Annotated in this window: 13 protein-coding genes and 3 pseudogenes; 7 read left to right on the forward strand and 9 right to left on the reverse strand. The window is 72.5% G+C overall.

Features of this window, described 5'->3' with window-relative positions; all coding sequences use genetic code 11:
* The first annotated feature begins 105 nt into the window (after positions 1 to 105).
* Positions 106 to 1,326: a lactonase family protein gene (locus tag BFF78_RS04130; RefSeq protein WP_079161132.1), complete on the forward strand. Its 1,221-nt coding sequence runs from the start codon at positions 106 to 108 to the stop codon at positions 1,324 to 1,326.
* Between the two features lie 77 nt (positions 1,327 to 1,403).
* Here the strand turns inward: BFF78_RS04130 and BFF78_RS04135 are convergent, their stop codons facing one another.
* The gene (locus BFF78_RS04135; RefSeq protein ID WP_069777004.1) at positions 1,404 to 2,144 is read right to left on the reverse strand and encodes a DUF2470 domain-containing protein; all 741 of its coding nucleotides are present in this window, start codon (positions 2,142 to 2,144) and stop codon (positions 1,404 to 1,406) included.
* Positions 2,145 to 2,247: 103 nt separating this feature from the next.
* The gene (locus tag BFF78_RS04140) at positions 2,248 to 2,853 is read right to left on the reverse strand and encodes a TetR/AcrR family transcriptional regulator (protein WP_069777005.1); all 606 of its coding nucleotides are present in this window, start codon (positions 2,851 to 2,853) and stop codon (positions 2,248 to 2,250) included.
* A gap of 102 nt (positions 2,854 to 2,955) precedes the next feature.
* Between BFF78_RS04140 and BFF78_RS04145 the strand changes: the two genes are divergently transcribed.
* Complete coding sequence (locus tag BFF78_RS04145; protein WP_069777006.1) at positions 2,956 to 4,524, forward strand: cytochrome P450; 1,569 nt, start codon at positions 2,956 to 2,958, stop codon at positions 4,522 to 4,524.
* Between the two features lie 179 nt (positions 4,525 to 4,703).
* On the opposite strand, the gene BFF78_RS04150 is transcribed toward BFF78_RS04145, so the two are convergent.
* From BFF78_RS04150 to BFF78_RS44555, 5 genes and pseudogenes are all read right to left on the reverse strand, one after another.
* Positions 4,704 to 5,555: a pentapeptide repeat-containing protein gene (locus BFF78_RS04150; RefSeq protein WP_069783370.1), complete on the reverse strand. Its 852-nt coding sequence runs from the start codon at positions 5,553 to 5,555 to the stop codon at positions 4,704 to 4,706.
* Between the two features lie 73 nt (positions 5,556 to 5,628).
* Positions 5,629 to 8,181, reverse strand: a complete 2,553-nt coding sequence (locus tag BFF78_RS04155; RefSeq protein ID WP_069777007.1) for a patatin-like protein — start codon at positions 8,179 to 8,181, stop codon at positions 5,629 to 5,631.
* Between the two features lie 241 nt (positions 8,182 to 8,422).
* Positions 8,423 to 9,108 (reverse strand): annotated as a pseudogene (locus BFF78_RS04160) (PIG-L deacetylase family protein).
* Between the two features lie 119 nt (positions 9,109 to 9,227).
* The gene (locus BFF78_RS04165) at positions 9,228 to 10,529 is read right to left on the reverse strand and encodes an alpha/beta fold hydrolase (protein ID WP_069777008.1); all 1,302 of its coding nucleotides are present in this window, start codon (positions 10,527 to 10,529) and stop codon (positions 9,228 to 9,230) included.
* Positions 10,530 to 10,627: 98 nt separating this feature from the next.
* Positions 10,628 to 10,747 (reverse strand): annotated as a pseudogene (locus BFF78_RS44555) (LacI family transcriptional regulator); the annotation flags it as partial.
* An 11-nt stretch (positions 10,748 to 10,758) separates the two neighbouring features.
* On the opposite strand from BFF78_RS44555, the pseudogene BFF78_RS42595 reads away from it, so the two are divergent.
* The 4 genes and pseudogenes from BFF78_RS42595 to BFF78_RS04180 all read left to right on the forward strand — a co-directional run.
* A pseudogene (locus BFF78_RS42595) lies at positions 10,759 to 11,317 on the forward strand (FGGY-family carbohydrate kinase); the annotation flags it as partial.
* Between the two features lie 75 nt (positions 11,318 to 11,392).
* Positions 11,393 to 12,148, forward strand: coding sequence for a (Fe-S)-binding protein (locus BFF78_RS04170; protein ID WP_069783371.1), 756 nt, complete (start codon positions 11,393 to 11,395; stop codon positions 12,146 to 12,148).
* On the forward strand, positions 12,145 to 13,632 hold the full coding sequence (locus BFF78_RS04175; RefSeq protein ID WP_069777009.1) for a LutB/LldF family L-lactate oxidation iron-sulfur protein: 1,488 nt from the start codon (positions 12,145 to 12,147) through the stop codon (positions 13,630 to 13,632). Before BFF78_RS04170 ends, BFF78_RS04175 begins: the two co-directional genes overlap by 4 nt.
* Positions 13,629 to 14,270, forward strand: a complete 642-nt coding sequence (locus BFF78_RS04180; protein WP_069777010.1) for a LutC/YkgG family protein — start codon at positions 13,629 to 13,631, stop codon at positions 14,268 to 14,270. The genes BFF78_RS04175 and BFF78_RS04180 overlap by 4 nt, the downstream gene beginning before the upstream one ends.
* A 69-nt stretch (positions 14,271 to 14,339) precedes the next feature.
* Here BFF78_RS04180 and BFF78_RS04185 read toward each other — a convergent pair whose 3' ends face one another.
* On the reverse strand, positions 14,340 to 15,389 hold the full coding sequence (locus tag BFF78_RS04185) for an alpha/beta hydrolase (RefSeq protein WP_335755304.1): 1,050 nt from the start codon (positions 15,387 to 15,389) through the stop codon (positions 14,340 to 14,342).
* A gap of 155 nt (positions 15,390 to 15,544) precedes the next feature.
* Between BFF78_RS04185 and BFF78_RS04190 the strand changes: the two genes are divergently transcribed.
* Positions 15,545 to 16,699, forward strand: coding sequence for a betaine/proline/choline family ABC transporter ATP-binding protein (locus BFF78_RS04190; protein WP_069777012.1), 1,155 nt, complete (start codon positions 15,545 to 15,547; stop codon positions 16,697 to 16,699).
* A gap of 6 nt (positions 16,700 to 16,705) precedes the next feature.
* On the opposite strand, the gene BFF78_RS04195 is transcribed toward BFF78_RS04190, so the two are convergent.
* Complete coding sequence (locus BFF78_RS04195) at positions 16,706 to 17,641, reverse strand: ABC transporter substrate-binding protein (protein WP_069783372.1); 936 nt, start codon at positions 17,639 to 17,641, stop codon at positions 16,706 to 16,708.
* Positions 17,642 to 17,646 lie beyond the last annotated feature (5 nt).

Here is a 17,646-nt window from a genome sequence, read left to right on the forward strand (position 1 = left end):
GCCTGGTGCACTTCGCGCAACGGCTGTTGCCCGGCTTGCCCTTGACCGCTGGTTCAGGCCAAGGTGGCTGTCACGAGCGGGGCAACCGACGACCTGAGGTGCGGCATGGGCAGGGAGGCACGGTCGGCGCGACGGAGGCCTCGGGACTCCGGGGGCGGCTGGAGCCGGCGCCGGTTCGTCGGGGCCGCGGCGGGCGCGGCGGCCGTGGTGGCGGTGCCGTCCCCGGCGGCCCCGCCGGCGGACGACCCGGCCGCGGCGGACGAACCCGGGACCGCCGCACCACCCCACACGCCCTCCGGGCCGCGTCCGCTGTACGTGGGCACCTACACCTCGGCCGACGGCGGCGGCACCGGGATCGGGCTGGCCGCCTACGACCCGGTGACCGGCCGGATCACCGGCTCCGGCACCCTCACCGGCGTCCCCGATCCGTCGTATCTCGCCGTGCACCCGGACGGCCGCACGCTGTACGCGGTGGACGAGCGCCAGGACGGCGGTGTGACGGCCGTACGCCTCGTCGACCGGCAGGTTCTCGGCACCCGCGGCACGGGCGGCGCGGGCCCCTGTCATCTGTCGGTGCATCCCTCCGGGCGCTGGCTGCTGAGCGCCAACTACGGGTCGGGCAGCGTCGCCGTGCATCCGCTCGATGCCTCGGGCGCCCCCGGCGAGCGCACCGACCTGGTCACGCACCGCACCCCCGCGCCGGGTCCGGGTCAACAGGGGCCGCACGCACACCAGTTCATCACCGGCCCGGACGGTGACCATGTCCTCGCGGTCGACCTCGGCACCGACACCGTCTACAGCTACCGCCTCGACCCGGCCGCGGGCACGCTGACGGAGGTGGCACAGGCGCACACCCGGCCCGGTGCGGGGCCGCGCCACCTGACCTTCCACCCGGGCGGCCGGTACGCCTATCTGGCCAACGAGGTGGACGACACGGTCGCCGTCTGCGCCTACGACCCCGGCTCCGGCCGGCTGACGATCGGTGAGCCACAGGCCACGGGTTCGAGCGGCGGCACCAACTACCCGGCGCAGTTCGCGGTGACGGCGAAGGGCGGGTACGCGTTCCTGGCCAACCGGGGCCACAACAGCCTCGCCCGGTACGCGATCGAGGCCGAGGGCGCCCGGCTGCGGCTGCTCGGCACGGTGCCGGTGGGCGGGGACTTCCCTCGGCAGATCGCCCTCTCGCCGGACGGCGGGCTGCTGTTCGCGGCGAACCAGCACTCGGGGACGGTCACCGTCTTCCACGTGGACGCGGACAGCGGTGAACTCCACTCGGCCGGCGAGCCGTTCGCCTCACCCGTCGCCGTCTGCGCCCTGCCGTTGTAGGGCATGTCCGGCGGATCGTGGCGCGGCCGCGGAGTCTGGCACGCCCCCCCACGCTCGGCTTCGCTCAGGCCGGCCGGTCAGGCACCGCTGCCTCCCTGCGACCCGATCCCCCGCACAGGGCCTCGCGCGTGGGGGCAGGCGGCGGCGCCGGCCTGGGCCAGCAGGGCGTGCATGCGCTCGGTGAGCTGGGCGACGTCGTCGGCGGGCGTGTGGAAGGGCAGCCGTACGTCGCCGTGGGCGCGGGTGCGCTCGATGCGCAGGGTCAGTCCGTGCCGGTCCACGGCGAGGGGCAGCACGCGGGTCGCGGCGTGCAGGTTCTCCGGCCGCACCAGGCGGGTCAGCCGCTCGACGGCGTCCGGGTGGGCGTCGGCGAGATGGGTCAGGAGCCGGGCCTCGGCCTCGGCGAGGGGGTCGGGCCGGGCGGCGGCGTACTCGTCGAGGTCGATGACCACGGCCCCGGAGGGCTGCCGCAGCACCACGCGGGTGGGCCGGAACAGCAGGGTGCCGCGGTCCGCGGCGAACCAGCCGGCGAGATAGAGCCGGGCCCGGATCCGGCCCCGTACCGGCACGGGCGCCACGTCGGCGAACTCCAGCACGGCGGAGGGTTCTTGGCGCGGGGCACAGACGGCCGCCGTGAGCAGGGCGCTGTCATCGGGCACCGCCAGCCGGACGGCGCCGTCGTCGGTCACCGTGTGCGCGCCGACGTACTCCTCGCGGGCGCCGTCCGCGGTCACCGCGCACGACCAGGCGGCGGCCAGCACCGACCGTGCCCGTTCCGCCGCGCCGGGTGCGGCCGTCCAGTCCTGCGTGTCACCCATACCGAGACCTCCTTAGGTAAGCCTTGCCTAACTTATCGGAGATCGGGGCGCGCGCCAACCGCACCGCACCGGCGGAGAGGATCAGGCAGGGGGCAGGCGGGGGTCAGGCGATGACGCCCAACAGCGCCCGCGCGCACAGGTCGCGCACCTGCTCGCGGGTCAACTCCCCGTCGCGCAGCCATTCCAGGCACACGGCCGTGGTGAAGGCGAGCCAGCCGCGCACGGCCAGGCGGACCTGCGGGGCGCCCTCGAAGGCGGGCCCGAACTCGGGGTCGGCGGCGAGCGCGGCGAGGATCTGCCGCTCCTGGGCGGCCAGGGCCCGCTGGTAGACCCGGCGTACGGCCTGGTCGCCGGCCGCGTCGGCGCGGTGGAAGGCGCGGAAGCCGTGGGCGTGGGCCTGGACGTAACCGAGGTAGGTGTCGAGGCCGGCGGTGAGCTGCTCGCGCACCGGCACACCGGGTACGGCCGCGGTCATGCGCAGCATCCGCTCGCTCTCGCGCTCCACGACCGCCGCGAAGAAGTCCCGCTTGGTCGGGAAGTAGTGGTACAGCAGCCCCCGGGAGACCCCGGCGATCTCGGCGACCTGCTCGATCCAGACGTCGTCGTAGGGGCTCTCCGAGAACAGCTTCGCACCGACCGACAGCAGCTGCTCGCGGCGCTCCTCGGTGCTGAGTCTGCGTCGGGCGCGCTCCCCCTGGTTCGCGGGCATGACGTCACTTTACTTGACGTGGGTTCAACAAGCGGACCACACTGAAGCCGTTATTGAATCCACGTACAACACGCGGCCGCTGGATCAAGGGAGATCGGCGTCATGGCGGAGACGACGCAGAGGACGCACACGACGGACGCGGGCCTGCCGAAGGGCTTCCGGAGCGCCGAACAGGGCTGGCCCGAGCTGCACCGCATTCCGCATCCGCCCCGTCGGCTGCCCCTGCTCGGCGATGTGCTCGGCGCCGACCGGCGCAAGCCGGTGCAGGACTCCATACGCTTCGCACGCGAGCTGGGGCCGATCTTCCGGCGGCGGGCCTTCGGCAAGGAGTTCGTGTTCGTGTGGGGCGCGCCGCTGGCCGCGGATCTGGCCGACGAGTCCCGGTTCGCCAAGCACGTGGGGCTGGGCGTGGCCAATCTGCGGCCGGTCGCCGGGGACGGCCTGTTCACCGCCTACAACCACGAGCCCAACTGGCAGCTGGCGCACGACGTCCTGGCCCCCGGTTTCAGCCGGGAGGCCATGGAGGGCTACCACGGGATGATGCTCGCGGTCGCGGGACGGCTGACCGGGCACTGGGACCGTGAGGCGGCGGCCGGGCGCTCGGTGGACGTGCCCGGGGACATGACCAAGCTGACCCTGGAGACGATCGCGCGGACCGGGTTCGGGCACGACTTCGGCTCCTTCGAGCGGGACCGGCCGCACCCCTTCGTCACCGCGATGGTCGGCACGCTCAGCTACGCCCAGCGTCTGAACAGCCTGCCCGCACCGCTGGCTCCGCTACTGCTGCGCACCGCCGCCCGGCGCAACGCGGCCGACATGGCCTACCTGAACAGGACGGTCGACGACCTGGTCGCCGAGCGGCGCCGGTCCGGCCGCGGGGACGGTGACCTGCTGGACCGGATGCTGCAGACGGCGCACCCGGAGACGGGTGAGAAGCTGTCGGCGCAGAACGTCCGCAAGCAGGTGATCACGTTCCTGGTCGCCGGCCACGAGACCACCTCGGGCGCCCTGTCCTTCGCCCTGTACTACCTCGCCCGGCACCCCGAGATCGCCGCCCGGGCCCGCGCCGAGGTGGCCCGTGTCTGGGGCGACACCGAGCGGCCCGGCTACGACCAGGTCGCCAAGCTGCGCTACGTCCGCCGGGTGCTGGACGAGTCGCTGCGCCTGTGGCCGACGGCCCCGGCCTTCGCCCGCGAGGCCCGGCAGGATACCGTCCTCGCCGGCGAGCACCCGATGCTCCGGGGCGCGTGGGCACTGGTGCTGACACCGATGCTGCACCGCGACCCGGAGGTCTGGGGCGAGGACGCCGAGCGGTTCGACCCGGACCGCTTCGAGGCGGCGGCCGTACGATCCCGTCCCCCGCACACCTTCAAGCCCTTCGGCACCGGCGCCCGCGCCTGCATCGGCCGCCAGTTCGCCCTCCACGAGGCGACACTGGTCCTCGGCCTGCTGCTCCGCCGCTACGACCTGCGAGCCGACCCCGCTTACCGCCTGACCGTCACCGAACGGCTGACGGTGATTCCGGAGGGGCTGCGGCTGGGGCTGGAACCGCGCCCGGCGCCGACGCGAGCAGCGGAAGGCACCCTGGCGGCGACGCCCGAAACGAGCACGCCGGAGACATGCCCGGCACACGCCGTCCCCGCTCCGGACGTCCACCGCCGCATGCAGTAGGCACGTCGGAGGTCCCTGGGCACGCCGAGGGGCACGGGGCTGTGTCCGAAACCGATACGGCGTCCGAGCCGACGCTTCGAACGCACCGGGCGCGATGAGCACGTCACGTCCGAGGCCGCCGCGGCGCCGGCCGCCCACCTCGCTGGGGAGAGGGACGCGCCCGGCGGGGCGGCCCTGTCTCAGTCGGCCGCAGGCCAGTGCGCCGGGCGCGTGACGGACTTCGGCAGACGAGTACCGCCGCTGCCGCGGGCCGCGTTGAGCTGGGGCTGGGTGAGGAAGAAGGCGCCGGTGAGGTCGGCGTCGGTCAGGTCGGCGTCGCGCAGATCGGCACCGATCATGTCCGCCTCGCGCAGATCCGCGCCGGTGAGGTCTGCGGCGATGAGATAGGCGCCGCGCAGACTCGCCCCGCGCAGATCGGCGCCCCGCAGCCGGGCCCCGATGAGATCGGCGCCCCGGCGGTCCTTGGCCTTGCCCTTCTTGCCTTTCCCGGAGAGGGCACCGGCCCGGGCCAGTTCGCTGGTCCGCAGCAGCAGCACGTTGACCTGCTGCCGGTGCGCGGCCACGTCCAGTGCGGCCAGTTCCTCGGGGGTCTGAAGGGTCAGCCGCTCGGTCTCCTCCAGCGCCCGCCGCAGCTCGGGATGGACGGGGCGGGCGGCGGGCAGGCCGAGCGCCTCGGTCAGGTACCACAGCAGCTCGTGCAACTGCCGTACGACCGGGAACACGTCGAACATCCGGCGCGCGTGCTCCTTCGGCCCGGTACGCCAGTCCTGCCCGCCGAAGGTGACTTGCGAGACCTTCTGCCCGGCGCCGAAGCAGTCGTAGACCGTGCAGCCGGTGAAGCCCTTCTTCCGCAGGTCGGCGTGGATACCGCAGCGGTGGTCGCCCCCCAGGTTCGGGCACGGCTTCCCGGCGGGCTTGTTCAGCGCGAAGTCCGCGGACGCGGCGAAGGGCAGGGCGACACAGCACAGCCCGAAGCAGCGCGCGCAGTCCCCACGCAGGTCCCCCGCAGGGCCGGCTGTCTGATCTGGCATGAGGGACAGCTTACTGACCTGCGAAGGCATGCTTCCGCCAGCCGCGGGAGCCCTGGCCGGCCGGTGTCCGCCGTCAGGACGCGGAGCTGCGCCACGCCCTGTCACCCAGCAGCGCAGCTCGCAGTGCGGTGTGCGCCAGCCGCAGTGCTCCGCGCATGCCGCTGAGGAGGATGCGCGGCCCTTCGCGGCCGGCGGTGGCCGCCAGCGCCGCGTTGACGGCCACCCCCGCCGTCTGCACCAGGGTGCGGGTCAACAGCGGCGTACCCACCTCTGCGGCGAAGGTCTGCTCGGAGACCCGGCACTCGTTGAGCAGCCGTTCGGCGTCCGCCGCCGTCACCGTCGGCTGCCCACAGTCCCGCTCGAACTCGGTGGCCTCAGGAGCCGCGCCGGCCTCCCTGTCGCGTTTCGCCTGCAGGGCGACGCACGGCAGCTCTTCCGCCGCGATGAGGCGTTGCAGGGCGCGTGCCACCCACAGGGAGGTGAGCGGCAGACTGCTGCCGCACCGGTGCGCGGACGGAGCACCGAGAAAGGCCAGCTCGTCACGGATCGCGTCCCCCTGGGACTCGGGCAGCTCACCGGCTATGCGGGCCAGCTCGCCGAGGACGAAGTCGCGGGCGTCGTCGCCGGCGGCGCGTGTGCGGGCCAGCTGGGACAGCCGCTGCGGGGACAGCAGGATGTGCACCAGCCATCCGGCACCGTCCAGGCGTCCCCACATCCAGTCGTTGGCCCGCCAGGAGCGCTTGTAGAAGGCCCCGAAGTGGTGGAGCTGCAAGCCGGTGAGCTTGTCGGCGGCCAGGCTCCGAGGGTCGAGAAGGGTGCGGGTGTCCGCGCTGACCTGCACCAGTTCCACCGTCTGCGGCGCCACCAGCTCCCCCGGGGAGAAGATCCGCTGGGCCGTCTGCAGGAAGAACAGCCGGCGTGCGACGGTCCCGGCCGGTGCGGGCGCCGATGCCACGGGCGCCGCGAGGAACGCCAGCAGTGGCCCCGCGAGCCCCGGCTCCACCAGGGACTTCCGTGCCGCGAGCACGATCTGGGCGAGCTGCTGCCACGACTGCGCCCACTGGCGGGCGGTGGCCTCGATACGTCCGTACGCCTCCTCCAGTGCCGCATCGACCGGCAGCGGGTCTGGCCCGCCGCGGCCGGAAGGCAGCTCGAGCAGGTCACCGACCGCGGTGACGGACTGCCCAGGACCCTGGCCCGGCCGGTTCCCGGCATTCTCGAGGACCTGTGCGGCAAGGCCGTCGAGTGTCCCCCGTATGCCTGGCGAGGCCTTGCCGCGGGCATCGTGCAGTACGCCGAGCACGGTGGCCCTGGCGCCGTCGAGGGGAGCCAGGCCGAAGCGGGCCAGTGTGCCGTAGAGGTCCGGCGCGTCCGGGGCGGGAAGCGTCATGGGGATGTTCGCCCGCAGTGCGGCTCCGATCGTGTGCGCCAGGTCCTCCAGATCGCTGCCGTACCCGGCCGGCCGCTGGTTCCGGGCCCGTCGTCCCGTGGTGCGGGCCAGGTTCCGCTGGGCGGCCGACCGCGCGTGGTCGTGGATCCAGCCGTCGCGGTACTGGGCATACATCTCGTCCTCGGTCGTGGCGTCGTCGGGCGGGACCAGGCGCACGAGCCACTCCTCACGGCGGCGGCGAGCCGTCACCCGGTCGTTGTGGTCCGCGAGCGCCTTGAGTTCGCCGGAGACGGTCTGCGACAGGGCGGCATCGAGGTCCCTGAGCAGGGCCGGGCCCATGCCCGGCACGCCCGTTGCCTGCGCGGCGTGCCGGACGGGCGGGGTCCCGACACAGGGCACCACGTAGGTGAGCACACGCCGCACCTCTTTCCCGGCGGGCCGGTCGAAGATGGCCTGCAGGGCGGGCCCGAGGGGCCGGTTGGCCAGCAGTCCGCCGTCCGCGCAGAACTGGGTCGCGCAACCGGCGGCGAGGTAGGCGCTCATGTCGGGGTGGCTCGCCGGTCTCGCCGTGCCGACGGGGACGTACGCCGGCTCGAAGGCCACCGGGAAGGAGGCGCTGGCCCGGGCCGCCAGTGCCAGCGCGTCCTGTACGCCGTCCTTGGCGAGGTCTTCGGGCGCGAAGGTGAACAGGCCATGGTGATCCACGTCCCGGACGGCGGTGCCGTAGTCGTCCCGGAAGGTGCGCTGAACGCCGTCCAGCAGGGTGGTCGTGATGAACACATGGGTCGGGCTTGCCGCGCCGTGGGGCGACGGCAGCCCTTCCAACGCCTTGCGCAGCCCTGTCAGCAGGACGTCGTCGCCCTTCAGCAACGACGGCGGCGCCGGCTCGGACGGGGATCGCAGCAGGCCGCCCAACGCCCCTTCGTCCAGCCACAGATCACGCAACCCGCCCAGATCGGATCCCCGGGCGTTGGCCAGGCCCAGACATGCCGCGTTGATGCCGCCCGCGCTGGTGCCGGACAACACGTCGAGGCGTACGTCCAGTCGCAACAGTTCGAGCAGTTCCCGGTATTTCGCCCGTACCTGTCCGCCGTCGGTGGCGTTGGCGTGGGCCTGCGTCAGAAGGTTCATCTCCCGGGCCACCCCGCCCATCCAGACGGCGAGGCTCACGCCGCCCGTGAAGACCGCCGCCAGCCTGAGTTCCACCGGTGTGAGCTGTGTCGATGTGTCGTTCATGCCGCCACCATGACTTTCGTCGTGACGTCCGCGATGACCGTGATGTGATGGAACTGCTTCGGCGTTCCGGGCGGATGTGCGTGGCCGCGAAGGCGCGCTGCCCGGACGGACGTCCGGGGCGACGGTGCGACCTTGAATTCCCTCAGCAGAAGGGCTGGGTGTCCTTTGTGGCGCTCGACGGCGCAGCCGATATGTCCATCGGCGAGTGGATTTCAATAATACGCCGAACCGTTGCGCCCGGCTATCGGCCGAACACCTCGAAGGCCACCGCCGGTGCGCCGCCGAAGCGTTCGGCGGCGGTCGAGGTCTGCGCGGTCAGGAAGTCACGGACATATGTCTCGCGATCCTGATCGGTCAACGCCTCGATGTACGTGCGGTGTTCGAGCAGTGAGCGCACCGCCCGCTCCAGGCCGGGCCCCGCGTCGACCGCGTGCGTGGGCCGGCTGGAGCCGGCGATCGCCACCCAGCGGACGCCGTCGAAGGGCTCCAGGCCCTGCTCGCCGAGTTCGGGGAAGATCCACCGGTTGCCGGCGTCCGCCACGGCGTCCGGGGTGGCCCGCCCGACGGCGACGTGGTCCGGGGTGTTCCAGACGACGTCGCCCCAGGTGTCCCGGTGGTTGAGGGTGAGGACGGTTTCGCCGCCGCGATCCGCCGGCCGAGGAACTCCACCGTGCCGAAGCCGACGACACCCGCGCTCGCCCGCTGCTCGCGCTCGCGCAGCGGGCCGCAGGTCGCGGGGTCCAGGGTGTCGATGCCCGCCTCGCCACGGATGGCCAGCACATAGGTGACCTCACGGCCGCCGTCGGTCCAGGCCGCGACGGCCGCCGAGCATCCGTACTCCAGGTCGTCGGGGTGCGCCACCACCGCCGGCGCACGCCGCCAGTCGTCGGGCATGGGCTGGAGCTGGGTGATCTCGGACTCGGTCATGGGCGGAGGACCATGCGCTGCGCCTGGGAGCAGGAGCGGACTTGCGTGGTCCACCCTCAAACGATGCACGTGGCCGGCCCTCGGGGCTGCGGGCCCCAGGCGTCCGGATCCTTCGCGCCTCACGCCTCGTCGCGTGCCATCGCCAGCAGTCGGTCCAGGACTCGCGGGGCGCCGGATCGCAGGCCGTCGTGTTCGAACTCGTTCGTGACCCAGGTGCGCAGGCCGTGGATCGCGTGGGCGGTCGCCAGGGAGTGCGCGGTGTCGACGTACATGTCGTCGTGGTAGACGGCCGCGACGACCGGGACCTCGTTGGCGGCGAGGCGGGCGGGGTCGTACAGGGGCTGCCAGTCGGTGTGGGCGGCGAGCAGTTCGGCCGTTTCGCGCAGAGGGCGCAGGGCCGGGTCGGTGTCGAACATCCAGGGGTGGATCGTCTCGCCGGTGAACAGCACCGGGCCGTCGCCCGTGAGGGCCTTCGCCGCGTCGAACTGCGGGAACTCGGCGCGGATCCGCTCGGCGGCCCAGGCGGTGGGGCGGGTGTCCTGGCCGTAGATCGACTCGTGGACGAGGGCGTAGAGGGGGTGGCCTGCGTACGACAGCAGGGACTGGGCCTGTTCCTGGAAGGCGTCGGACAGCTCCAGGCCGAACGGTGTGCGGACGAAGGCGTCCTCCAGGAGGTGGTGCAGCCGGTGGCTGCCGTCGCCCGTGCCGAGCATCAGGCCGAGGGACTGGAAGGCCTCGACCGTGAACCGGTAGCCGTTGGGGAGGGTCACGTCGTGGGTGAGGAGGTGGTCTGCGACACGGCGGGCCCGCTCGATGTCCTGGGGGTAGCGGGAGTAGTGCGCGGTGACCTTGCGTTCGATGCGCGGGTAGGCCGCGCGGTAGACGTCGTCGGCGTGGGCGTCGAGGGAGGGCAGGCCGCCGGTGATGACGGCGGTGTCCAGGCCCTCGGGGGCGAGGGAGAGGTACGACACCGTGCAGAAGCCGCCGAAGCTCTGGCCGAGCACGGTCCACGGGGCGCCGCCGGTGACCTGCCGCCGGATGGCCTCGCAGTCCCGGACGATGGCGTCGGCGCGGAACCGGGTGAGGTAGTCGGCCTGCTCGGCGGGGCCGCCGCGCAGTGGGAGCGTCTGCCGGGTGGCGGGGGTGGAGCTGCCCGTGCCGCGCTGGTCGAGCAGCAGGACGCGGTAGTCCTTCAGGGCCCGGTCGAGCCAGGCCTGACGTCCGACGAAACGATTCGCCGCGAAGCCGGGGCCGCCCTGGAGATACAGCAGCCACGGCAGCTCCTGCCCGGCCTTGTCGCTCGCGACCCCCTCGCGGGCGTACAGCTCGATCGTCTCGCCGTCCGGGTCGGCGTGGTCGAGGGGCACGGTGAAGCGGCGGTCGGTGAGGATGACACCGGGCTGGCGGTAGCTGAGGCTCAACGGGGCTCCCGGGACGGACGGCAAGGACGGGTCTCAGTTCAGCACATGACCGGGTGCGCGCCGAGCCCCGGGATCATGGTTTGTTACTGAACTTCCGGTCAGCGGGCGGCGAGGCTGGAGCGCCGCACCACCAGCTCCGGCTGGAGCACCACCCGGCGGTGCTCGTGCGTCCGCCCGCCCTCGCCCTGCTCGGTCTCCTCCCGGAGCAGCTCGACGGCACGGTCCTGCGCACATCATGGGGCTGTGGCTGCTCCAGGAGTGCCAACGGGCCTGGGGCGAGCCCGGCTTGGGCACACTGGTGCGCGAGGCGGGCACCGTGACGGCGCTGCGCTCGGTGGCGGACGCCGGGGATGAGGGTTTCTGGCCTCGGGGCGGATACCGGAGCGGATCGCCGCTGCTTCCCGGGCCTCCGGGCAGCCGGTGCCGGAGACCCGCGGGGAGGTCACCCGGTGCGTCCTGGACCGTCGGCCCTCACCTACCAGCGGGCCGTGGCAACGGCGCGGCGGCTCGCCGATCATCCGGTGGACGTGGTGTACATCGTAGGCGGCGGCACCCGCAACGCGCTGCTGTGCCGGCTGACCGCCGGCGCCTGCGGGCTGCCCATGGTGGCCGGCGCGACGGAGGCCGCCGCCCTCGGCAATGTGCTGGTCCAGGCCCGCGCCCAGGGCCTGGTGGGCGACCTCGCCGCGATGCGCCGGCTGCTCACCCGTACCCAGCCGCTGATCCGGTACACGCCCCGGGGTGACGGCGCCCGCCGGAGGGAGGCCGAGGCGCGGCTCGCCACGCGCCGAGCGGCCCTCTCCCCTAGGCGGTGTCCGCCTACTACCCTGCACTCGTCCGATGATCGATCCCGAGGAGCCGCGATGCGTGTCGCCCTGTTCCTGACCTGTGTCAACGACACGCTCTATCCGGACACCGGCCGTGCCGTGGTGAAACTGCTGACCAGACTGGGTGTCGACGTCGACTTCCCGATGGGCCAGAGCTGCTGCGGGCAGGCGCACTACAACACCGGCTACCGGCACGAGGCCGAGCCGCTGGCCCGGCACTTCTCCGATGTCTTCGGAGGCTACGAGGCGATCGTGACCCCGTCCGGGTCCTGCGGGGCGATGGTGCGGGAACTGTATCCGCGGATGGGCGAGCGGGCGCGTGCCGAGGGGCGCGGGGAGTCGCTGGCGCGGACGCTGGCGCCGGTGGTGCCGAAGACGTACGAGCTGACCGAGTTCCTGGTGGACGTGCTCGGCGTGACGGACGTCGGCGCCTACTACCCGCACAAGGTCACCTACCACCCGACCTGTCACGGCCTGCGCTCCCTCGGGCTCGGCGACCGGCCGCGCCGGCTGCTCCAGGCAGTCAAGGGCCTGGAACTGGCCGAGCTGCCGGGTGCCGAGGAGTGCTGTGGGTTCGGCGGCACGTTCGCGCTGAAGAACGCCGAGGTGTCGGCGGCGATGGGCGCGGACAAGGTGCGCAGCGCCGAGTCGACCGGCGCGTCCGTGCTGTGCGCGGCCGACAACTCGTGTCTGATGCACCTCGGCGGCACGATGAGCCGGCTGGGGACCGCCATGCGGCCGGTGCACATCGCGGAGATCCTGGCGAGCACGGAGGAGGAACCGGCGGCATGAGCGGAACGTTCGTCGGCATGCCGGCCTTTCCGAAGGCCGCGCACGATGCCGTTCACAATCCGGTCCTGCGGGGCAATCTGCGGCACGCGACCCACACCATCCGCGCCAAACGGGCCCGCGCGGTCGCCGAGTTGGCGGACTGGGCGGCGCTGCGCGAGGCGGGCCGCCGGATCAAGGACCACACGCTGCGCCATCTCGACCGCTATCTGGTGCAGTTGGAGGAGTCGGTCACGGCGGCGGGCGGTACGGTCCACTGGGCAGCGGATGCGGACGAGGCCAACCGGATCGTCACCCGCCTCGTCAAGGAGACCGGTGAGTCGGAGGTCGTCAAGGTCAAGTCGATGGCGACGCAGGAGATCGGGCTCAACGAAGCCCTTCTCGACGAGGGTATCCGCGCCTACGAGACCGATCTCGCCGAGCTGATCGTGCAGTTGGGCAAGGACCGCCCCTCGCACATCCTGGTGCCGGCCATCCATCGCAACCGGGGTGAGATCCGGGACATCTTCCGCTCGGAGATGGGCGGGTGGGGCCGTCCGGCTCCCGAGGGGCTGACCGACACGCCCGCCGAACTCGCCGAGGCGGCGCGGCTGCACCTGCGCGAGAAGTTCCTGCGGGCCAAGGTCGGCATCTCCGGCGCCAACTTCATGGTGGCCGAGACCGGCACGCTGGTGGTCGTGGAGTCCGAGGGCAACGGCCGGATGTGCCTGACCCTGCCGGAGACGCTGATCTCGGTCGTGGGCATCGAGAAGGTGGTGCCGACCTGGCGGGACCTGGAGGTGTTCCTGCAGACACTCCCCCGCTCCTCCACCGCCGAGCGCATGAACCCGTACACCAGCATGTGGACCGGCACGACGGACTCCGAAACGGCTGACGGGCCCCGGGCCTTCCATCTGGTGCTGCTCGACAACGGCCGCACCGACACCCTCGCCGACCAGGTCGGCCGTCAGGCCCTGCGCTGCATCCGCTGCTCGGCCTGCCTCAACGTCTGTCCCGTCTACGAGCGGGCCGGCGGGCACGCCTACGGCTCGGTGTACCCGGGCCCGATCGGCGCCATCCTCAGCCCCCAGCTCCGGGGCACGGCGAGTGAGATCGACGCCTCCCTGCCGTACGCGTCGAGTCTGTGCGGGGCCTGCTACGAGGTGTGTCCGGTAGCCATCGACATCCCCGAGGTGCTGGTGCACCTGCGGGAGCGGGTCGTCCAGGGCGGTCCGGCGGTGCGGCAGGGCAACAGGGTGGTGCTGAAGCCGGCCAAGGGGCACGCGGCCGAGCGGGCGGCCATGCGCGCTGCGCGCTGGGCGTTCGCCCATCCCGGCGCCCTGCGCACCGGCCAGCGGCTCGCCTCCCGCACCCGCCGGCTGCACCCCCGTACCCTGCCGGGCCCGGGCCGGGCGTGGAGCGGCACCCGGGATCTGCCGGCCGTACCGCCGGAGCCGTTCCGGGACTGGTGGCAGCGCAGCCGGGGCGGAAAGGACGGTGTCAAGTGAGCAGCAGGGACAGGGTGCTGGGCCGGGTGCGGCGGGCGCTCGCCGATGTGACACCGGACGAGAGGCCGTACGAGGAGGCCGTGGGCCGGGACTATCTGCGCGAGCACGGGCGGCGTACGACCGGGCAGACGGTGGAGTTGCTGGCGGAGAACCTGGCGGACTACCGGGCGATCGTGCACCGCAGCGACGCCGAGGAGATGCCGCTCCTCGTCATGCGGCTGCTGGCCGAGCACGGCTCGCAGGAGGTGCTGGTGCCGCCCGGACTGCCGCCGGAGTGGATGTCGGCCGCGGACCCGGTGCGGATCCACGACCGGGCGGCGAGCACGCCGCAGCGGCTGGACCAGGTGGACAGCGTGGTGACCGGGTGTGCCGTGGCGATCGCCGAGACCGGCACCATCGTGCTGGACGGCTCCCCGGACCAGGGCCGACGCCGTATCTCGCTCATCCCGGACCACCACATCTGTGTCGTGCGGATCCCGGACCAGGTCGTCTCCTCGGTCCCGCAGGCCCTCGAACGGCTCGTTCCCGACCGCCCGTTGACCTGGATCTCCGGCCCTTCGGCCACGAGCGACATCGAGCTGGACCGGGTGGAGGGCGTGCACGGTCCGCGCAAGCTGGAAGTGATCCTGCTCAGCTGACGGACCGTTGTGTACGCCGCTGCCACGAGCGCCCCCGCCCGCCTCCGCGGGTCCGCCACCGGTCGTCGGTCACCCCTTCGGTGCGCTGGTGTTGCGGCTGAGGAAGCTGAAGGCGGCCGGGTACAGCCGTGTCCAGGTGTTGTAGTTGTGGCCGCCCGTGGGCAGCACCAGGGTCTGGGTCCGGACGCCGGTGCCGGCCGCGGCCCGCGTGAACTGCTCGATGTAGTGCGGCGGGCTCAGGCGGTCCTCGGCGGACGTGGCCAGGAACAGTCCGACCGAGGCCTTGGTGTGCCGCACCATGTACGTGGGGCTGGTCCGCTCGCGCACCTGGGGGTCGCCGATGACGCCCTCGTCTCCGGTGAGCGGATCGGGATCCAGCGCGGCACCGGCCGCGAAGACCTTCGGATAGGCCAGCGGGAGCCGGGCCGCGCAGAAGCCTCCGGTGGAGAAGCCCATCAAGCCCCAGCCCTTGGCCCCGGGCACGGTACGGAACTTGTGGCTGAGCAGGTCCGGTACGTCGACCGCCATCCAGGTGGCCACTTTCCGGCCGGGTTGGTCGGTGCAGTCGGTGTCGATACCGCCCGGGTCGACCACGGGCATGGCCAGGATGAAGGGGTGGCTGGTGCGCGCGGCCACGAGCCGCTCGAAGGCCTCGGGCATGCCGCCGTGCTCCAGCCAGGAAGCCGGTCCGCCGGGTACGCCGTGCAGGAGCAGCACGACCGGGAAGCGGGTGTGTCGGTACCGGGGCTGGTTGTACTCCGGCGGTGTCCAGACGATGACCTGTCCGGACAGGGCCGAATGCCGGCCGCGGAAGTACGATTCCAGCAGCCCGGTGTCCGTGTGGGTGAACTTGGCGCGGTCCGCCGGGGGTCCGGGCATGGCGACGGCCCCGCTGTTGCGGCCCAGCAGGTCGTCCCAGGAGGCGTAGAGACCGTAGTCGTTGTTGATCCAGGTCGCGACCACCGATATCGCGGTGAGCTGGCACAGGCCGATCATCAGGAACCGCAGCAGCCAGCGCACCGGCCGTGGCCCCCTGACGACCGACCACAGCACCATGGTCCCGACCACGCAGACTGCCGTGGCTGCGATCAGCACGACGAAGAACGCTGTTCCCGTCAAGCTCAAGGGTCAACCTCCGGCACGTCCATGATGAGTGATGATGTCCGGTTGCCACGGAATCACAGTCAGACGCGTTGATCCAAGCCGGTTCCGGCCATGATCCTCGTCTCACTCGTCGCCGAGCGTGCTCCGACCGGTCCCGCTAGCGTGAGGACATGATCCGGTTCGAGCAGGTCACCAAGCGGTATCCGGACGGTACGACGGCCGTGGACGACCTCTCCTTCGAGGTGGCCGAGGGCGAGCTGGTCACGCTCGTCGGCCCGTCGGGCTGCGGCAAGACGACGACCATGATGATGGTCAACCGGCTGATCGAGCCGACCTCCGGCCGGATCTTCGTCGACGGCGAGGACGTCGCCGGCGTCGACCCGGTGCGGCTGCGCCGCCGTATCGGGTACGTCATCCAGCAGGTGGGCCTCTTCCCGCACCGTACCGTCCTGGACAACACCGCGACCGTGCCCGCGCTGCTCGGCTGGAAGCGGGCGAAGGCGCGGGCGCGGGCGGCCGAGCTGCTGGATCTGGTGGGCCTGGACCCGAAGACGTACGGGCCGCGCTATCCGGAGCAGCTGTCCGGTGGGCAACGGCAGCGGGTCGGGGTGGCGCGGGCGCTCGCGGCGGATCCGCCGGTGCTGCTGATGGACGAGCCGTTCGGCGCGGTCGACCCGGTGGTGCGCGAGCAGTTGCAGGACGAGTTCCTGCGGATGCAGGCCGCCGTGCGCAAGACGGTGCTGCTGGTCACCCATGACATCGAGGAGGCCGTGCGGCTCGGCGACCGCATCGCCGTCTACGGACAGGGCCGGATCGAGCAGTTCGACACGCCGGGCGCGGTGCTGGGGGCGCCCGCGACCTCGTACGTCGCCGGTTTCGTGGGCGCCGACCGGGGGCTGAAGCGGCTGTCGGTCACCGCGATCGAGCCGGACGACCTGGAACAGCCGCCCGTGGCCCGGCTGGACGAACCCGCCGCGCACGCCGTCGGGCGACTGCGGGCCCAGGGGGCGCGGTGGGCCGTCGTCCTCGACGCGCACGGCGATCTGCACGGCTGGGTCGGCATCGAGGAGCTGGCACGCGGCGGCACGGTCGGGGACCGCACCCGCCGGATGACCGCCTGGCTGCCGGTGGGCGCGCCGCTGAAGCAGGCGTTCGGGGTGATGCTCCAGTACGACGCCGGGTGGGTCGCCGTGCTGGACGGCGCGCACTTCCTCGGTGTGCTCACCCCGGCGAAGCTGCACGAGGCGCTGCGCCGCTCGGTGGACGCGGACGCGCGGGGCGTGGCGCGCGGGCAGGTCCCGTTCGACTCGGTGGCGGACGCCTGAGCCCGGTCACTTCCGCAAGCCCTTGTCCTTCAGATAAGCGCGGGCCACGTCGGCGGGCAGCCGGCGCCAGCTGTCCACCTGCTGGTTCAGCCGGCTCAGGTCCTGGGTGGTGAGGACGTCGTTGAGCCTGCCCAGCGCCTTCGCCACGCCCTCGCTGCCCGCGCGGGAGCGGTTGACGACCGGGACCACGTAGTCGGCGTTCTGCAGGTGCTTGTCGTCGGTGAGCAGGACCAGGCCGAAGGAGTCGAGGGTGGCGTCCGTGGTGGTGGTCAGCACCATCTGGTCCCGGCCCTCCTGCACCGCCCGTTTGGCCTGGGTGGTGCCGACGCCCTTGGGGTCGACCCCGGTGATGTCGATGCCGTACACCTTCCTCAACCCCGGTTCGCAGTAGGGCCGTTGCACACACTCGTCGCCCGCCGCGATCCGCACCTTCAGCCTCGCGGCGCCCACATCGCTCAGAGTCCTCAGGCCGTGCCGGCGGGCGTAGGCGGCGGTCACCGCGAAGGCGTTCTGGTCGAGGGCCCGGCCGGGCGGCAGGACGGTGAGTCCGCGGGGCGTGGCGAGCGCGCGCAGGGCGCTCATCGTGGCGGCGAGGTCGGGCGAGCCGACGGGCTTCGCGCCGGCGCCGTGGGTCTTGGCGTTCAGCCAGTCGGCGAACGTGGCCGCGTACTCGGGCACGACGTCGATCTGGCCGGACTCCAGCGCCGGTTCGTACAGCTCCCGGTTGGCGACCGTGAGGATCGAGGTCTTGTAGCCGGCCGGGTTCAGCAGTTGGGCGTACATCTGGGCGAGCAGGTCGCTCTCGGTGAAGCCGGCCGAGCCGATGGTCAGGTGGTGGCTGTCGCCCGGCGGTGCGGTGACCTGGCCGCGGCTCTCCAGGGACGGCCCGGTGGAACAGGCGGTGAGGGCGAGCAACGCAAGCGTCTGGAGGGCTCGTCTCATCGGCC

It is taken from the genome of Streptomyces fodineus (genome assembly GCF_001735805.1).
In the GTDB taxonomy this organism is placed as follows: Bacteria; Actinomycetota; Actinomycetes; order Streptomycetales; family Streptomycetaceae; genus Streptomyces; species Streptomyces fodineus.

What these genes read in the sequence shown, in the direction of transcription:
- BFF78_RS04135 (WP_069777004.1), bottom strand. Translation starts at nt 2,144, where the DNA reads ATGGGTGACACGCAGGACTGGACGGCCGCACCCGGCGCGGCGGAACGG.
- BFF78_RS04140 (WP_069777005.1), bottom strand. Translation starts at nt 2,853, where the DNA reads ATGCCCGCGAACCAGGGGGAGCGCGCCCGACGCAGACTCAGCACCGAG.
- BFF78_RS04175 (WP_069777009.1), top strand. Translation starts at nt 12,145, where the DNA reads ATGAGCGGAACGTTCGTCGGCATGCCGGCCTTTCCGAAGGCCGCGCAC.
- BFF78_RS04190 (WP_069777012.1), top strand. Translation starts at nt 15,545, where the DNA reads ATGATCCGGTTCGAGCAGGTCACCAAGCGGTATCCGGACGGTACGACG.
- BFF78_RS04195 (WP_069783372.1), bottom strand. Translation starts at nt 17,641, where the DNA reads ATGAGACGAGCCCTCCAGACGCTTGCGTTGCTCGCCCTCACCGCCTGT.
- BFF78_RS04155 (WP_069777007.1), bottom strand. Translation starts at nt 8,181, where the DNA reads ATGAACGACACATCGACACAGCTCACACCGGTGGAACTCAGGCTGGCG.
- BFF78_RS04170 (WP_069783371.1), top strand. Translation starts at nt 11,393, where the DNA reads ATGCGTGTCGCCCTGTTCCTGACCTGTGTCAACGACACGCTCTATCCG.
- BFF78_RS04130 (WP_079161132.1), top strand. Translation starts at nt 106, where the DNA reads ATGGGCAGGGAGGCACGGTCGGCGCGACGGAGGCCTCGGGACTCCGGG.
- BFF78_RS04150 (WP_069783370.1), bottom strand. Translation starts at nt 5,555, where the DNA reads ATGCCAGATCAGACAGCCGGCCCTGCGGGGGACCTGCGTGGGGACTGC.
- BFF78_RS04145 (WP_069777006.1), top strand. Translation starts at nt 2,956, where the DNA reads ATGGCGGAGACGACGCAGAGGACGCACACGACGGACGCGGGCCTGCCG.